Source organism: Bacillus sp. HMSC036E02, assembly GCF_001836235.1.
GTDB lineage: Bacteria > Bacillota > Bacilli > Bacillales > Bacillaceae_G > Bacillus_A > Bacillus_A cereus.
This window is the reverse complement of sequence record NZ_KV827816.1, coordinates 406,418-423,338: the sequence shown is the minus strand read 5'-3', so window position 1 is coordinate 423,338 and position 16,921 is coordinate 406,418. Positions and strand designations below refer to the sequence as shown.

Sequence of the window (16,921 nt, the reverse complement as noted above, 5' to 3'; positions counted from 1 at the left end):
GTAGTATAATCATTTTACCATAAAACACGAACGATAGCTAAATTTTTTAAGTATAATGTTCGTGTTATATAGTTGTCTAGATGATTGGTTATGTAAATTCAATTTGCCATTTGAAATAACATTCCGTAAGATGAGAGATAGAGTATATTTAGAGCTGGAGGAAAGAAAGTGGAATTTGTATTTTTAGGAACTGGTGCAGGTGTTCCTTCAAAAGGAAGGAACGTTTCAGCAATTGCTTTACAATTGTTAGAAGAACGAGGACAAACTTGGTTATTTGATTGTGGCGAGGCCACGCAACATCAAATATTACATACATCTGTACGTCCGCGCCGCATTGAAAAAATATTTATTACGCATTTACATGGCGATCATATTTTTGGATTGCCTGGTTTATTAGGTAGTCGTTCATTTCAAGGAGGAACTACGCCTTTAACGGTGTATGGACCGAAAGGAATTAAACAATTTATTGAAGTGGCATTATCGGTAAGTACGACACATGTGAAATATCCACTTGAAGTTGTGGAGATAACAGAAGAAGGTACCGTATTTGAAGATAATGAATTTTATGTAGAAACGAAAAGATTGTCACACGGTATAGAATGTTTTGGATATCGTATTGTAGAGAAAGATATACAAGGTGCTCTTTTAGTTGATAAGTTGCTTGAGATGGGTGTGAAACCAGGTCCAATCTTTAAACGTTTAAAAGATGGTGAAGCAGTTGAATTAGAGGATGGCACGATATTAAATGGAAATGAGTTTATCGGCCCACCTCAAAAAGGAAGAATTATTACTATCTTAGGTGATACGCGATATTGCGAAGCGAGTAGGGAGCTTGCGCAAGATGCAGATGTACTTGTCCATGAAGCGACTTTCGCAGCAGAAGATGAGCAACAAGCGTATGATTATTTTCATTCTACATCTAAGCAAGCTGCGAGCATTGCACTTCAGGCAAATGCGAAGCGACTAATATTAACTCACATTAGTTCTCGCTATCAAGGAGATACATATAAGGAATTATTGAAAGAGGCTAGAGAGTTGTTTTCTAATACAGAAATAGCGACGGATTTGAAATCATTCCCAGTAGAAAAATGATAATTTTATAAAAAATGGTAACGGCGGGTTACCATTTTTTTATGTCTAAAAAAATTTAAAAATAAAACTGTTATTATTTTATACTTATACTTGGATGATACAGAAAATTAGGATGGTTTGAATATATAGGATAAAAATACGAAATAATGATTATTTAGAAAAACTGTTATATAAGTCAGATGACATACAAGTGATACAAATAGCAGAAATGGACTTTTATTCAGAACTTTTAAAATTCAACAAAAGTAAGCGTTTTATAAAAAACAAGCTATAATGAGGGCAGATTATAATTTATGATAAGTCACATGTAGTTTAGTCATTATCGTAACAAGTGAAGTTGACTAAATCATGAGAGAGTAACACGAGAATTATAATAGGAAAGATATTACTATTATTTGTCATAAGTCTTTTTCACTTTTTAGCTAAACGATATGATTAGCGAGTGTATCTATTGCAAGTTCCTTAGTAGAAGCTTTTTATTAATAAGGTGGTGGAGATTTAATTGGTACACCACTCTTTAAAAGAGTTCAGAACATCAGCAGGTAGTCTAGGCGGAATAGCGGGTGCAAATTTAGTTGCATTAGCAATGGTTATATCACTTGTTTATGCTATGCTTGCAATGGCTTCTGTGTTAAACTTTGGATTGCTACCAGACTTTATTGTGGATTATCTTATATCATTTTTTAATAAAAATAATACTAAGAATTTTATGTATTATGATAACTGGCATTATTTCAGGTTATATTGGATTACTTTTATTCAAAAACTATCCAATTCGTACAGCAGAACAAATTCGTGGTACAACTGGAAAAGCGACAGATGTAGCAGCTTAATAGAATAGTAGAATAAATTTTTTCATAGAGGTTTAGGGGGAGTTATGATGAAGTATCGCTCAGTATTTGATATTATCGGTCCAGTTATGATTGGACCATCAAGTTCACATACAGCAGGCGCGGCAAGAATGGGGCAAGTTGCTCGCCAGCTGTTTCGTCATGAACCAGAAAGAGTAAGCATTTCATTATATGGATCATTTGCAAAGACGTATCGTGGGCATGGTACGGATGTAGCGCTAATAGGTGGGATATTAGGATTTGAAACAGATGACTTACGTATTCCAGAGGCGCTAGAAATAGCAAAAGAGCGCGAAATTGAAGTAGAATTCATTGAAGAAGATGCCAATGCACCTCACCCAAATACAGCGAGAATTCGTTTGTATAAAGGTGAAGATGAAATTGAAGTTGTTGCTTGCTCAATTGGTGGCGGTAAAATTGAAGTTGTAGAATTAAACGGATTCGATCTTCAATTATCAGGCACGAGCCCAGCACTACTTATTGTAAATAACGATCGCTTCGGTGCTATTGCAGCGGTAGCTTCAATCCTTGCGAAACATGAGATTAACATTAGTACAATGAGTGTATCTCGTAAAGAAAAAGGAAGAAGAGCGCTTATGGTCATCGAAACAGATGAATTATTAGCAGATGAAGTAATTGAAGAAATAAAAGCGCAACAAAATATTTGTCAAGTAACTATTATGGAATAATTGCAGGGGGGACACACCATGTTTCGGAACGCAGCGGAACTAGTGGCGCAAGCTAAAGAACAAAATGTAAAAATCGCAGAAATTATGATTCAATGTGAAATGGAAACAAGAAGTATTTCACGTGAAGAAGTAATTGCTGGTATGGAAAAGAACTTAGTCGTGATGGAGCAAGCAGTAGAACGTGGTATTCGCGGCGTGAAATCACCAACTGGTTTAACTGGTGGAGATGCTGTAAAAGTTCAAGCGTATATGAAGAGTGGAAAAGGCTTATCTGGAGATACGATTTTGGATGCAGTAAGCAAAGCTGTTGCAACAAATGAAGTAAACGCAGCGATGGGAATTATTTGTGCAACACCAACAGCAGGGTCTGCTGGAACAGTGCCAGGTGTACTATTTGCACTAAGAGAAAAATTGCAGCCTACACGTGAAGAAATGATTGAATTCTTATTTACAGCAGGAGCTTTCGGTATGGTTGTTGCGAATAACGCTTGTATTTCTGGTGCGGCAGGAGGATGCCAAGCTGAAGTTGGTTCAGCAAGTGGAATGGCGGCTGCAGCTGCAGTTGAGATGGCTGGTGGAACACAAGATCAAGCAGCTACAGCGATGGCAATTTCATTAAAGAACATGCTTGGTTTAGTGTGTGATCCTGTTGCAGGACTTGTAGAAGTACCTTGTGTAAAACGTAATGCAGCAGGAGCTGCAAATGCGATGATCTCAGCAGATTTAGCATTAGCTGGTGTAACGAGTACAATTCCATGTGATGAAGTAATTGAGGCAATGTTTAGAATCGGACAAACGATGCCAGTAGCACTTCGTGAAACAGCAGAAGGTGGACTTGCAGCAACGCCGACTGGTCGTCGCCTGCAAGAAGAGATTTTTGGGAAGAACAATAACTAAGTGTAATTATAGAAAAAGGAGCTCAAATAAACTTGAGCTCCTTTTTCTATTTTTCTTTTGTTAGTTGTTCTAATGTTTTTCCAAGATTATGTGATCGTTTCGTTGCCTGTGTAATACAAGAAACAAGTGCTTGGTGAAATTTATGTTCTTGTAATACTTCAATACCTGCCTCGGTAGTTCCACCAGGAGAAGTAATTTCCTTTCGCAAAATAGAAGGATGTTTGTCACTTGCTTTTAACATTTCAGCAGCACCAATCATCGTTTGAAGAATAAGTGATTTTGCAACATCTTCTTTTAAACCAATTTTTGTTGCAGCTTCTTCCATAGCTTCCACTACGTAATAAATATAAGCAGGTCCACTTCCGGATAATGCAGTGACAGCATGCATATCTTCTTCCTCTACAACAGAGACGAGACCAATCGTTTCAAATAAAGATGTTGCAGTGCGAATATGTTCCGCTGTTGCATGTTTTGAAGGGGAGATAGCGGTAGCTGATTTTAAAATGGCTGCGGATGTATTTGGCATTGCACGAATAATTGGAACGTCTTTTTGAAGTAGTTTTCTAATTGAGTCAGTAGAAACACCTGCTAGTAATGAAATAATAAGCACGTTATTATTTATGTATTCTTTAAAAGGGGTAAGCGCCTCTGCAACATCCTTTGGTTTCATTGCTAGAAAAAGAATATTTGCATCAGTAAGCAATTCTTTTTTATTATGAGTACTTTTGACACCGTATTTTTTATGTAGCTCTTGTAATCTTGTCTCGTTAGAACGATTACTTACAGTAATATGTTCACCTTTAACAACATTTGCATGTAACAAGCCACCAATAATAGCTTCGGCAATGGAGCCTGCACCGAGAAAGGAAATGTTTTGAATAGACATGATGTTCCTCCTTTAATTTTGGTTAGAAATTCTTATAAATGTACATACATTCGTTTTTTTATAGGAAACACCTCTTTTTATCTGAAAATAATGACAAATATATATAGAAGTTGTAAACTGAAGAAGTATTCATTTTTGAACCGGAAAGAGACAGGGGGGCTAAGCATGACGGCGATTCACCGAATGGAGATTCCTGTACCATTTGCAGTGGAAACTGTGAATGTGTTTTTAGTTGAGGGGGAGACATTAACATTAATTGATACAGGGACGAATACAGAAGAGGCAAGGAATGCGTTAGAAAGTCAATTAGGTGCATTAGGACATACGCTAGAAGATATTGAAACAGTAGTCATTACGCATCATCATGCAGATCATTGTGGACTTTTAAATATATTTTCTGAGAAGACGAATATTATTGGACATCCTTGGAATGAGCCTTGGATCACACAAAATCCAGAATTTTTAAAGCGGTATCATGAATTTTTTAGAGAGACGGCCTTACAGTTTGGTGTGCCAGCAGCATTTTTGAAAGACGAGTCGTTATTGACGACGAGGACACTTAAATATTCTTGTAATAGATCGTTAACGCATACTGTGAGAGAAGGAGATCGTATTGATTCTTTGCCTGGATTTATAGTACTTGAAACACCAGGTCATGCTTCTACTCATATTTCTTTATATAGAGAATCTGATGGAATATTAATTGGTGGGGATGCTCTCATCAGTCATATTTCTTCGAATCCAATACTAGAACCACCATATGAAGGGCAAACAGAACGGGCACGCCCATTACTACAATATAATCAAACATTACAGCGTTTAAGCAAAATGAATATTTCACGTATTTTATCAGGGCATGGGGAAGATGTTCTAAATGTGAAACAACTTATTGAAACGAGATTACAAAAGCAAGAAACACGTGCTTTTAAAGTGCTTGAGTTATTAAAGGAAAAACCAATGACAGCATTTGAAGTATGTGTAAAACTATTTCCGGTATTATATAAAGAACAATTACCACTTACTATTTCAGAAACGGTTGGACAATTGGACTATTTAGCATATAATCAACAAGTGATGATTGATGAGTCATCGCAACAATTGATTTATTATGCAAAGTAGGTGACAGCAATGACAGGACGTTTACAAAATAAAGTAATCGTCATTACAGGTGCTTCTAGTGGGATTGGTGAGCAAGTTGCAATGCAAGTTGCAGCACAGGGAGCGACTCCAGTATTAATGGCTCGAACAGAAGAGAAACTACAAGCGTTAGTAGACAAAATTAAAGAAACTTATAATACGCCTTGCTATTATTATGTATTAGATGTAAGTGAAGAGATGGAAGTACAGTCTGTTTTTTCAAAGGTATTACAAGAAGTGGGACGTATTGATATATTAGTAAACAATGCGGGATTTGGTATTTTTAAAACGTTTGAAGATGCGTCAATGGATGAAGTGAAAGATATGTTCCAAGTAAATGTATTTGGATTAGTAGCATGTACGAAAGCGGTACTACCTTATATGGTAAACAAGAACGAAGGACATATTATTAATATTGCTTCCCTTGCCGGAAAAATTGCAACTCCGAAATCAAGTGCGTATGCAGCAACGAAACATGCTGTATTAGGATTTACGAATAGTTTACGCATGGAATTAGCGAATACAGATATTTATGTTACAGCAATTAATCCAGGTCCGATAGATACAAACTTTTTTGAAATAGCGGATCAATCTGGTACATATGTAAAGAATATGGGACGTTACATGTTAAAACCAACATACGTAGCAGAACAAATCGTAAAGTCGATGCACACGAAAAAACGTGAAGTAAACTTACCGAAGTGGATGGGAATTGGCCCGAAACTTTATGCTTTATTCCCAGGTTTATTTGAACGTGTAGCAGGTAAATCATTAAGTAAAAAATAGGAGATTTCCACATGGAAATCTCCTATTTTTATTGTTTTCCAGTCACATAATCATAAACAATATCCTCAATCTCCTCGTATAAATCAATTTCAATATTTGAATGAGTCACCGTTTGAATATGTTTCACTAGCATTTCCTGATCTTCTTTTGATATTGGACTGCATTGATATTGCTGAAAACTTTTTATAATCATTTTCTCAATTAATTTTTCGTTCATATTTTTTCCCGCCTGTATGTACGTATGTATTGTTTTATTGTACTTGAAGTGAAATAAAAAAACTACCATGCACTATTTTTGTATAAAAATTCGGTTGTGTATATTGTTTTTCTAGTAAAATTAAGTTTTTTAAGTTTGGAAAATTTATAAATATTTAATTGACTCTATAAATATACAATATTATAATCATACTTAATTTAAAGAATCGATTTGAGGAGGAACTTATGAAAGTCGCAATTATTGGAGCCACTGGATATGGGGGCATTGAGTTAATTCGTTTATTAGAACAACATCCATATTTTTCTATAGCATCTCTTCATTCTTTTTCACAAGTTGGTGAGTGTATAACAAATGTATATCCGCATCTTCGAAATGTCCTCGTTCATACGTTACAAGAAATTGATGTGGAGACAATAGGGAAAGAAGCAGAAATCGTATTTCTAGCAACACCAGCAGGAGTATCGGCGGAGTTAACTCCCAAGTTATTAGCTGAAGGTTTAAAAGTAATTGACCTATCTGGAGACTTTCGTATGATAGATCCTTCGTCATATGAACTGTGGTATAAAAGGCCAGCAGCGAAAGAAGAAATTCTTAGAAAAGCAGTGTATGGGTTAAGTGAATGGAAAAGGACTGAGATTCAAAAGGCAAATTTAATTGCAAACCCAGGATGTTTTGCTACAGCCACATTGCTAGCGATAGCACCGTTAGTACGTAGTAGCATGATTGAAGAAGATTCGATTATTATTGACGCGAAATCAGGGGTAACAGGAGCAGGTAAAACACCAACAACAATGACTCATTTTCCTGAGCTATACGATAACTTACACATCTATAAAGTAAACCAGCATCAGCACGTTCCAGAGATTGAGCAAATGCTTACAGAATGGAATAGTGAATTACAGCCAATTACATTTAGCACACATTTAATACCGATATCACGAGGAATCATGATTACACTTTATGCAAAAGTAAAACAAAAGATGGAAATAAAGCAACTTCAAAAATTGTATGAAGAAACGTATGAACAATCGCCTTTCATCCGAATTTGTACGCAAGGGAAATTTCCAAGTCCAAAAGAAGTGAGAGGCTCAAATTATTGTGATATTGGCATAGCTTACGATGAAAGAACAGAAAGAGTTACGGTCGTTTCTGTTATAGACAATATGATGAAAGGCGCGGCTGGGCAAGCGATTCAAAATGCAAACATAATAGCGGGACTAGAAGAGACAACAGGTTTACAACATATGCCGCTTTATCTATAAGGGGGACATGATGATTAAAGTAGCGTCTATTACAAAATTAGAAAATGGTTCGATTGTAACGCCGAAAGGCTTTTCGGCAATTGGTACTGCAAATGGTCTGAAAAAGGAGAAAAAGGATTTAGGGGCAATCGTTTGTGACGTACCAGCATCATGTGCCGCTGTGTATACAACGAATCAAATACAAGCAGCCCCTTTACAAGTAACGAAGGATAGTATAACGGCAGAAGGGAAGTTACAAGCAATTATCGTTAATAGTGGAAATGCAAATGCTTGTACTGGAATGAAAGGATTACAAGACGCATACGAGATGCGCGCATTAGGGGCGGAACATTTTGGATTGAAAGAAAATTACGTTGCAGTAGCTTCAACAGGTGTAATTGGTGTTCCGCTGCCGATGGATATAATCCGAAAGGGAGTTGCAACTCTTATACCGACGAAGGAAGAAAGTGAAGCATATTCTTTTTCTGAAGCAATTTTAACGACGGATCTTATAACGAAAGAAACTTGCTATGAAATGATTATTGATGGGAAGAAAGTGGCGATTGCGGGTGTTGCAAAAGGTTCAGGGATGATTCATCCGAATATGGCAACGATGCTTAGTTTTATTACGACAGATGCTCATATAGAGCATGACGTATTGCAAACGGCATTATCCCAAATTACGAATCATACATTTAATCAAATTACGGTAGATGGAGATACTTCTACGAATGATATGGTCATCGTTATGGCAAGTGGATTATCAGAAACAAGGCCGATAAATATGGAACATACAGATTGGGAAACTTTCGTATGTGCTTTACAGAAGGTATGTGAAGATTTAGCAAAGAAAATTGCGCAAGATGGTGAAGGCGCTACAAAGTTAATCGAAGTAAATGTGCTAGGAGCTCAAATGAATGAAGAGGCAAAAAAAATTGCAAAGCAAATAGTCGGTTCGAGTCTTGTGAAAACAGCAATACATGGTGAAGATCCAAACTGGGGGCGAATTATTAGCAGTATTGGACAAAGTGAAGTAGCTATTAATCCGAATACAATTGACATTACTCTTCAATCTATATTGGTATTAAAAAATAGTGAGCCTCAAACATTTTCTGAAGAAGAAATGAAAGAGAGATTACAAGAAGATGAAATAGTCATTAATGTGTACTTACACTTAGGAGAAGAGACAGGATCAGCTTGGGGCTGTGACTTAAGCTATGAATATGTGAAAATAAACGCTTGTTATCGTACATAAGGAGAGAGAAGATGAGCGAATATATTGTAGTGAAATGCGGCGGTAGTATGTTGAATCAATTAAATGATGTGTTTTTTGATTGTATAAAGAAATTACAGCAGAAGTATAAAGTAGTGATTGTCCATGGTGGTGGGCCAGAAATTGATGCCAAATTAAAAGATTGTAACATCAACGTAGAAAAAAGAGATGGATTACGCGTAACACCAAAAGAAGTTATGGATGTTGTTCAAATGGTGCTATGCGGAAGTACGAATAAAAAACTCGTAATGAATTTACAAAAGCATAATTTACTTGCGGTAGGTTGTTCAGGGTGTGACGGCAATTTACTTCAAGTTCAACCTGTCAGCGAAGAGATAGGATATGTGGGGGAAGTAAGTTATGTAGAAACAGCCTTATTAAAAGGATTAATAAATATGGAGTATATTCCTGTTATTGCTCCAATCGGGATAAATGGTAATGAAATTTATAACATAAATGCGGACAATGCTGCAGCTGGGATTGCGGCTGCGTTAGGGGCAAAAGAGCTTATTTTTATTACGGATGTAGATGGAATATTACATGAAGGGAATTTGGTAAAGGAAACGGATGAATCGGAAATTGCTACTTTTATAGAAACAGGTGTTATTACAGGTGGGATGATTCCGAAAGTACAGGCGGCACTAGCATCATTAAAAATGGGAGTGCAAAAGATAAGTATTGTGAATGGTACAAAAGATTTTACTGAGGTTACGGGAGAGTGTATTGGAACGACGGTAACGAAAGGTGTGAGTATTGCATGACGAGTCATCTTTTTCAAACGTATGGCAGAAGAACTATTGAGTTTGTAAAGGGAACTGGAACGAAAGTTAATGATAATGACGGTAAGGAATATTTAGATTTCACATCAGGAATTGGCGTATGTAATTTAGGACATTGTCACCCTACTGTTCTCAAAGGTGTACAAGAGCAACTTGATGATATATGGCATATATCTAACCTGTTTACAAACAGCTTGCAAGAAGAAGTTGCGTCATTATTAACAGAAAATAGAGCATTAGATTATGTGTTTTTCTGTAATAGTGGGGCAGAGGCAAATGAAGCGGCTTTAAAGTTAGCACGTAAGCATACTGGAAAATCTCTCGTCGTAACATGCCAGCAGTCTTTTCACGGTAGAACATTTGGAACGATGAGTGCAACGGGCCAAGATAAGGTAAAAGAAGGATTTGGTCCATTACTTCCATCTTTTTTACATATCCCTTTTAACGATATTAAAGCATTAGAGGAAGTAATGAATGAAGAAGTTGCGGCGGTAATGGTAGAAGTTGTTCAAGGAGAGGGAGGAGTAATACCTGCTGATCTATCTTTTTTGAAAGAGATTGAAACATTATGTAATAAGTTCGGTTCCTTATTTATTATAGACGAAGTACAAACGGGGATAGGAAGAACTGGAACACTATTCGCTTATGAACAAGTGGGAATAGAGCCTGATATCGTTACCGTTGCAAAGGCGCTTGGGAATGGGATTCCTGTCGGAGCGATGATTGGCCGGAAAGAGCTCGGAGCGTCGTTTCCTGCAGGATCACACGGTTCAACTTTTGGCGGGAATTACATCGCGATGGCTGCAGCGAAAGAAGTATTGCAAGTAAGTAAAAAACCATCGTTTTTAAAAGAAGTACAAGAAAAAGGCGAGTACGTATTAGAGAAGTTGCAAGAGGAATTACAGCATGTCGAATGTATTCAAAATATACGTGGTAAGGGGCTTATGATTGGGATTGAGTGTAAGCATGAAGTTGCAAGTTTTATAGAACAACTAGAAAACGAAGGACTTCTCGTATTACAAGCAGGTCCTAATGTGATAAGACTATTACCGCCACTCATTGTCACGAATGAAGAGTTAGAACAGGCAGTATATATAATAAAAAAAGTAGTTTGTACAAAAAACGTATCAATCATATAAGGGGGAAGTTTCATGTCAACTGTACAAGTACCGAAATTAAATACGAAAGATCTTTTAACACTAGAAGAATTAACGAAAGAAGAAATTATTTCTTTAATTGAGTTCGCTATATATTTAAAAAAGAATAAGCAAGAGCTTTTATTACAAGGCAAAATATTAGGGCTTATTTTTGATAAGCATTCCACTCGTACTCGTGTATCTTTTGAAGCAGGAATGGTACAGCTCGGGGGACATGGTATGTTTTTAAGTGGGAAAGAGATGCAAATGGGAAGAGGAGAAAGCGTTTCAGATACTGCGAAAGTATTATCGCAGTATATTGACGGGATCATGATACGTACATTCTCACACGCGGATGTAGAAGAGCTTGCAAAAGAATCGAGTATTCCTGTTATTAACGGTTTAACGGATGATCATCATCCTTGTCAAGCATTGGCAGACCTTATGACGATATACGAAGAAACAAATACATTTAAAGGAATAAAATTGGCTTACGTAGGTGACGGAAATAATGTATGTCATTCATTGTTGCTAGCGAGTGCAAAAGTCGGAATGCATATGACTGTGGCAACGCCTGTAGGGTATGAACCGAATGAAGAGATTGTAAAAAAAGCGTTAGCAATTGCCAAGGAAACAGGAGCTGAAATTGAAGTTTTGCATGATCCTGAATTAGCAGTGAATGAAGCAGATTTCATTTATACTGACGTTTGGATGAGCATGGGGCAAGAGGGCGAAGAAGAGAAGTATACTTTATTTCAACCTTACCAAATCAATAACGAACTTGTTAAGCATGCGAAGCAAACATATCGTTTCTTACACTGTTTACCTGCCCATCGTGAAGAAGAAGTAACAGGAGAAATTATAGATGGACCGCAGTCTATCGTCTTTGAGCAAGCTGGTAATCGATTGCATGCTCAAAAAGCGTTATTAGTGAGTTTATTTAAAAATGTAGAAGAGCCTTCCTAAAAGGGAGGTTTTTTTATATTAAAATGTCGGATGTATATTTGGTTAACCATTTCGATATCATTTATAATAAAAGAGAAAACTAAATTTGTTTTTCAGAGTGTGTAAGGACATACTACATATAAAAATATAGTTAAAGAGATGATGAGGGTGAAAACAACTAAGAAAACATATTCGTTTTTCCAGCGGATGTGGAGAATATTAAAGTTTCAATATTATAAGTTGCTTCGATCGCCAGAAGGCGCAAAGAAAGTATCGTTAGGGTTTGCTATAGGATTCGGCTTAGAAATGTTAGTCATTTATACGGCATCGCTCGTATATGTAATATTTTATCCAATCGTCAGGTTAGCAAAGGGATCTTTTCCTGCGGCAGTTATTGGCAATATTATTGGGAAAATATCGTTTCTCCCAGTATTTTTATTTCCGCTTGCGTATGCGCTAGGAAAAATGATTTATCCATTTCATGTACAGAAAATTCATCATGAACCATTTACCATATCGGACTTGTTTTCAAGTCACATTTTTACGATATTAAAGAGCTTATTACAAAGTGAAGTGTATGTATTAATTGGAATGACGATTTTAGGAGTTGTGTTTGGTCTCATTTCATATTTCGTTGTGCATTATTTATACGAAAAGAACCGTAAGTTACGTTTGAAGAAAAGGAAGAAACGAGTGAGAGAACCACTTATACAATTATAAACAATGTCACATTCATTTTCTCCTTTGAATATGTTTAAGAAAAAGGAGGAGAGGATAATGTATTATTATTACGTACCTCAAGTATATCCATATGTAAATTATTATCCGGTTTATGATACGAGTAGACAATACGAATTATATCGGCAACAACAATTACAGCAATTAGCACAAATACCACAATTACCAACACAACAGCCTACACAGGAAAAAAAACCATATTTAACAACATGGCCATATTCCAATGTATACTATGGTAATTATTACGAATCATAAAGCTGCTTCTATTTAGAAGCAGCTTTATACGTTTGTTTTCAAAATTAAATTTTGAATGGTTTGAAGAGAATGAATGAGCTTTTCGCGCTCTTCCTCAGATAATGTTTGGAAATTTTCTTTTAGTTTGTCTAAAATGAATTGCTGATACTGATTTACTAATAATTTCCCTTCAGCTGTTAGGGAAATTAAAATGACCCGTCGATCTTTTTCGCTATAATGACGCTCTATTAGTTCTTCTTGAATAAGTTTGTTTAATAGAGGTGTCATGTTAGGCCGTGAAATCGCTAGCCGCTTGCCGATTTCGGAAACTGCTAATGTGCCGTTTTCATGCAAAAGCAGTAATACTTGTGTATGTGATGGCGGCATATGTCTTTGAGAAGAAAATTCTCCAGGAAGCATAAATTTGCGATAAAAAAGAGGCACTAGCGAAAGAAGATGATCAACAATACGTTCCCACTCGCGTGATTCCATATAAAGGCCCCCTTCCACTATCATTGTAACAAAAAAGACATGTTATAAAAATAGAATTGTTTCATGGTCGCTTTAATATTTGTAGGATAACACTTGCTTTGTAAATGTATTGGCAATAATTGCATAGCCGTTATCATTTGGGTGTACTTGGTCAAATAATAACTCTTTTTTATCATTCGATATTAATTTGCGAATTGGTAAAACGATAGATGGTTGATTTGCTTTGGAAATGGAATAAACAGATTCATTCCAGCCATCTAAAAACATATCTGCATAACTTGCGATGGAGTCATCGAGTTGTAACGGGTTATAGAGTTCTGAGAGAATGAGTAAAGCGTCCGGATTTTGATCTCGAACTGTCTTTACAATACTTTTTATATCCGCTTCAAAATGGGCTTTTTCTTTATTTAACATTTTTATACCATCTATAACACCAACATCACGATTTAAACGAAATAAATTATTTCCTCCAATATTAATTGTAATTATATTTGCTGCTCTAATTTTTTCCTTTACATCTTCTGATTGAACTTTTTTAGCGAGACGATCTGTTGTAAGACCGTTTACCCCAAGGTTTTCTACTGTAATTGGTTTATGAATTTGTGCTTCTATTTGCTTAGAAGCTAATTCAGCAAATCCACCTTGTGTCGATCCATATCCTTTAGCGAGTGAATCACCTAATACAAGATGATAAAAAGATTCGTTTGTTTGCTTATCAATCCAATTTGGGGCAGATGTTTTTTCTTCAGATTCATTTTGTTTTGTCTCGTCGTTCTTTTCAAAATAAGAATAAGAAATGATCAGAAGGAGGAGACAAACAATTGTTAAGATGACTTTTTTCATAAATTCATCCTCCTTGTAATTGGTAATTGTATCATATTCAGCAGTATTAGCAATGTAAGGGCATATTATATGTTTATGAAAAGTTTATAATAACTTTACAGAAAATTTGTTGAAGTTTGTCAAAAAATATTGACGATAGGAAAGAACTTTATATATGATAATGTCAGATAAGGTGAAACTTTAATGAGTGGGAGCTTTATTTCCTATTAATTAATAGTCTTCATCAATCGGGCGTTTAAGGGGACTACTCGTTAGCGCAGGATGAAATGAAAATTGTGTCTCTAATAGAAGAAAAAAGGTATGTGGTTAGAGACGGATAGGGATTCATTTCATTATTTCTGGTAATTGTATAAGGGGGATTTTTTGTGAAAAAGTCAAAAAAAATGCTAGCTGGAGCAACTCTTGCGATTGGTGTTATAGCACCGCAAGTAATGCCAACAACAGCTCATGCAGATGAGAACACTGGGGAGAGTACAGTTAACTTACGAATTCTAGAAACATCAGATATTCACGTTAACTTAATGAATTACGATTATTATCAAACGAAAACAGATAATAAAGTAGGTCTCGTGCAAACTGCAACACTTGTAAATAAAGCACGTGAAGAAGCGAAAAACTCTGTCCTATTTGATGATGGAGATGCATTACAAGGGACACCGCTTGGAGATTATGTAGCAAATAAAATAAAAGATCAGAAGAATCGTGTGGATCCTAGTTATACACACCCATTATATCGTGTAATGAATTTAATGAAGTATGACGTCATCTCTCTTGGGAATCATGAATTTAACTACGGTTTAGATTATTTAAACAAAGTGATTGAAAAAACGGATTTCCCGGTTATTAACTCGAATGTCTATAAAGACGACCATGATGATAAGGAAGAGAACGATGAAAATTATTTTAAACCATATCATATTTTAGAGAAAGAAGTAGTGGATGAAGCAGGCAAAAAACAAATAGTGAAAATTGGTGTAATGGGATTTGTTCCACCACAAATTATGAATTGGGATAAAGCGAATTTAGAAGGACAAGTTAAAGCGAAAGATATAGTTGAAACAGCGAAGAAAATGGTACCAAAAATGAAAGCAGAAGGTGCAGATGTTATCGTTGCACTAGCTCATTCCGGTGTTGATAAAAGTGGATACAACGTTGGTATGGAAAACGCGTCGTATTATTTAACAGAAGTTCCTGGCGTAGATGCAGTATTAATGGGACATTCACATACTGAAGTGGCAAGTGTATTTAATGGTGTTCCAGTTGTAATGCCTGGCGTTTTTGGAAATAACTTAGGGATTATTGATATGCAATTGAAAAAGGTAAAGGGAAAATGGGAAGTACAAAAGGATCAATCTAAGCCACAATACCGCCCAATTGTTAATGATAAAGGTAATGTAGGACCTGATCCAAGATTAGTTAATGAGATTAAAAGTGAGCATGAAGCGACAATCGATTATGTAAATACAGCTGTAGGTGAAACGAAAGCACCAATTAATAGTTATTTTTCATTAGTACAAGATGATCCTTCCGTACAAATTGTGACAAATGCGCAAAAATGGTACGTAGAACAAGAACTTAAAAAACCAGAGTACGAAAAGATTAAAAATATTCCGGTTTTATCTGCAGGTGCACCATTTAAAGCAGGTGGCCGAAACGGTGCAACATATTATACGGATATTCCAGCTGGAACGTTAGCGATTAAAAACGTTGCAGATTTATACGTATATCCAAATACGTTATATGCTGTAAAAGTAAATGGGGCACAAGTGAAAGAATGGCTTGAAATGTCTGCAGGTCAGTTTAATCAAATTAATCCAAAGAAAACAGAAGAACAGCCGTTAGTAAATATAGGCTATCCTACATATAATTTCGATATTTTAGATGGCTTAAAATACGAAATTGATGTAACACAACCGGCGAAATACGATAAAGATGGAAAAGTTGTAAATGCAAATGCGAATCGTATTGTAAATATGACATATGAAGGTAAGCCAGTAGCTGATGATCAAAAGTTCATCGTTGCTACAAATAACTATCGTGGAAGTAGCCAGACGTTCCCGGGTGTAAGTAAAGGGGAAGTTGTATATCAATCGCAAGATGAAACACGTCAAATTATTGTAAAGTATATGCAAGAAACGCCAGTTATTAACCCGACAGCAGATAAAAATTGGACGTTTAAACCGATTGTTGCAGATAAATTAAATACAACATTTGATTCTTCACCAAATGCACAAAAGTACATAAAGAAAGATGGGAACATATCATATGTTGGACCATCTGAAAATCAATTTGCTAAATATGCAATTGATATAACGAAGAAGAATGATGATAAAGAAACTGGTGAAGGAAACCCAACGACACCGCCGAAAGGTGATGGAGGAAATCCGACGACACCACCAACAGGTAATGGAGAAAACCCAACACCACCAACAGAAGAAGGTAATAATGGTAATGAACCAAAGCAAGATGGGAACAATACCGGATCTGGACAAACTACAACAGATGATCAAAATACAAAAGAAACAACAACAACTGTAAGTGAAAATAAAGAAGCTGAAAAAGATGAACGTGATTTACCGAAAACAGGTGCAAGTATTGCTTCTACAATTGGAGCTGGTCTTGCGTTTGTTGGAGCGGGATTACTTATGTTATTTAGAAGAAAGAAAGCGAATAGATAGTCGAGAA

At 36.0% G+C, this 16,921-nt stretch carries 17 protein-coding genes; 13 read left to right on the top strand and 4 right to left on the bottom strand.

What is annotated here, in order from left to right:
- The first annotated feature begins 168 nt into the window (after window positions 1–168).
- From rnz to sdaAA, 3 genes are all read left to right on the top strand, one after another.
- Window positions 169–1,092, top strand: a complete 924-nt coding sequence (rnz, locus tag HMPREF2590_RS06555; RefSeq protein ID WP_000397453.1) for a ribonuclease Z — start codon at window positions 169–171, stop codon at window positions 1,090–1,092.
- An 880-nt stretch (window positions 1,093–1,972) separates the two neighbouring features.
- Window positions 1,973–2,632: an L-serine ammonia-lyase, iron-sulfur-dependent subunit beta gene (gene sdaAB / locus HMPREF2590_RS06550; RefSeq protein ID WP_000877445.1), complete on the top strand. Its 660-nt coding sequence runs from the start codon at window positions 1,973–1,975 to the stop codon at window positions 2,630–2,632.
- Window positions 2,633–2,650: 18 nt separating this feature from the next.
- Window positions 2,651–3,529 (top strand): L-serine ammonia-lyase, iron-sulfur-dependent, subunit alpha, encoded by an 879-nt coding sequence (sdaAA, locus tag HMPREF2590_RS06545; RefSeq protein ID WP_000489461.1) that lies wholly within the window; start codon window positions 2,651–2,653, stop codon window positions 3,527–3,529.
- Between the two features lie 46 nt (window positions 3,530–3,575).
- On the opposite strand, the gene proI is transcribed toward sdaAA, so the two are convergent.
- Window positions 3,576–4,415 (bottom strand): pyrroline-5-carboxylate reductase ProI, encoded by an 840-nt coding sequence (gene proI / locus HMPREF2590_RS06540; protein ID WP_000027245.1) that lies wholly within the window; start codon window positions 4,413–4,415, stop codon window positions 3,576–3,578.
- Window positions 4,416–4,580: 165 nt separating this feature from the next.
- On the opposite strand from proI, the gene HMPREF2590_RS06535 reads away from it, so the two are divergent.
- Both HMPREF2590_RS06535 and HMPREF2590_RS06530 read left to right on the top strand, forming a co-directional pair.
- Window positions 4,581–5,534, top strand: coding sequence for an MBL fold metallo-hydrolase (locus HMPREF2590_RS06535; protein WP_000125123.1), 954 nt, complete (start codon window positions 4,581–4,583; stop codon window positions 5,532–5,534).
- Window positions 5,535–5,543: 9 nt separating this feature from the next.
- Complete coding sequence (locus HMPREF2590_RS06530) at window positions 5,544–6,338, top strand: SDR family NAD(P)-dependent oxidoreductase (RefSeq protein ID WP_000147791.1); 795 nt, start codon at window positions 5,544–5,546, stop codon at window positions 6,336–6,338.
- A gap of 28 nt (window positions 6,339–6,366) precedes the next feature.
- Here the strand turns inward: HMPREF2590_RS06530 and HMPREF2590_RS06525 are convergent, their stop codons facing one another.
- Window positions 6,367–6,555, bottom strand: coding sequence for a YqzH family protein (locus HMPREF2590_RS06525; RefSeq protein WP_001003222.1), 189 nt, complete (start codon window positions 6,553–6,555; stop codon window positions 6,367–6,369).
- Between the two features lie 224 nt (window positions 6,556–6,779).
- Here HMPREF2590_RS06525 and argC point away from each other — a divergent pair, with 224 nt between their 5' ends.
- From argC to HMPREF2590_RS06490, 7 genes are all read left to right on the top strand, one after another.
- Window positions 6,780–7,817 (top strand): N-acetyl-gamma-glutamyl-phosphate reductase, encoded by a 1,038-nt coding sequence (gene argC, locus HMPREF2590_RS06520; protein ID WP_000861250.1) that lies wholly within the window; start codon window positions 6,780–6,782, stop codon window positions 7,815–7,817.
- Between the two features lie 10 nt (window positions 7,818–7,827).
- Window positions 7,828–9,051, top strand: a complete 1,224-nt coding sequence (argJ, locus tag HMPREF2590_RS06515) for a bifunctional glutamate N-acetyltransferase/amino-acid acetyltransferase ArgJ (RefSeq protein WP_000598379.1) — start codon at window positions 7,828–7,830, stop codon at window positions 9,049–9,051.
- An 11-nt stretch (window positions 9,052–9,062) separates the two neighbouring features.
- Window positions 9,063–9,830 carry an acetylglutamate kinase gene (gene argB, locus HMPREF2590_RS06510; protein ID WP_000006081.1) on the top strand — a complete coding sequence of 256 codons (768 nt, stop codon included), beginning with the start codon at window positions 9,063–9,065 and terminating at the stop codon, window positions 9,828–9,830.
- On the top strand, window positions 9,827–10,987 hold the full coding sequence (locus HMPREF2590_RS06505; protein WP_000200561.1) for an acetylornithine transaminase: 1,161 nt from the start codon (window positions 9,827–9,829) through the stop codon (window positions 10,985–10,987). The genes argB and HMPREF2590_RS06505 overlap by 4 nt, the downstream gene beginning before the upstream one ends.
- 12 nt (window positions 10,988–10,999) lie before the next feature.
- On the top strand, window positions 11,000–11,950 hold the full coding sequence (gene argF, locus HMPREF2590_RS06500; RefSeq protein ID WP_000108846.1) for an ornithine carbamoyltransferase: 951 nt from the start codon (window positions 11,000–11,002) through the stop codon (window positions 11,948–11,950).
- Between the two features lie 138 nt (window positions 11,951–12,088).
- A complete protein-coding gene (locus HMPREF2590_RS06495) occupies window positions 12,089–12,649 on the top strand; it encodes a DUF2062 domain-containing protein (protein WP_043328074.1) in 561 nt (186 codons plus the stop codon).
- A gap of 57 nt (window positions 12,650–12,706) precedes the next feature.
- Window positions 12,707–12,922 carry a hypothetical protein gene (locus HMPREF2590_RS06490; protein ID WP_000291953.1) on the top strand — a complete coding sequence of 72 codons (216 nt, stop codon included), beginning with the start codon at window positions 12,707–12,709 and terminating at the stop codon, window positions 12,920–12,922.
- 24 nt (window positions 12,923–12,946) lie between these two features.
- Here the strand turns inward: HMPREF2590_RS06490 and HMPREF2590_RS06485 are convergent, their stop codons facing one another.
- Together HMPREF2590_RS06485 and HMPREF2590_RS06480 are read right to left on the bottom strand one after the other, a co-directional pair.
- Window positions 12,947–13,393, bottom strand: a complete 447-nt coding sequence (locus tag HMPREF2590_RS06485) for a MarR family winged helix-turn-helix transcriptional regulator (protein WP_000445819.1) — start codon at window positions 13,391–13,393, stop codon at window positions 12,947–12,949.
- A 72-nt stretch (window positions 13,394–13,465) separates the two neighbouring features.
- Window positions 13,466–14,236: a GDSL-type esterase/lipase family protein gene (locus HMPREF2590_RS06480; RefSeq protein WP_000755856.1), complete on the bottom strand. Its 771-nt coding sequence runs from the start codon at window positions 14,234–14,236 to the stop codon at window positions 13,466–13,468.
- Window positions 14,237–14,601: 365 nt separating this feature from the next.
- Here HMPREF2590_RS06480 and cpdB point away from each other — a divergent pair, with 365 nt between their 5' ends.
- The gene (cpdB, locus tag HMPREF2590_RS06475) at window positions 14,602–16,914 is read left to right on the top strand and encodes a bifunctional 2',3'-cyclic-nucleotide 2'-phosphodiesterase/3'-nucleotidase (protein WP_000748657.1); all 2,313 of its coding nucleotides are present in this window, start codon (window positions 14,602–14,604) and stop codon (window positions 16,912–16,914) included.
- The last annotated feature ends 7 nt before the right edge of the window (window positions 16,915–16,921 follow it).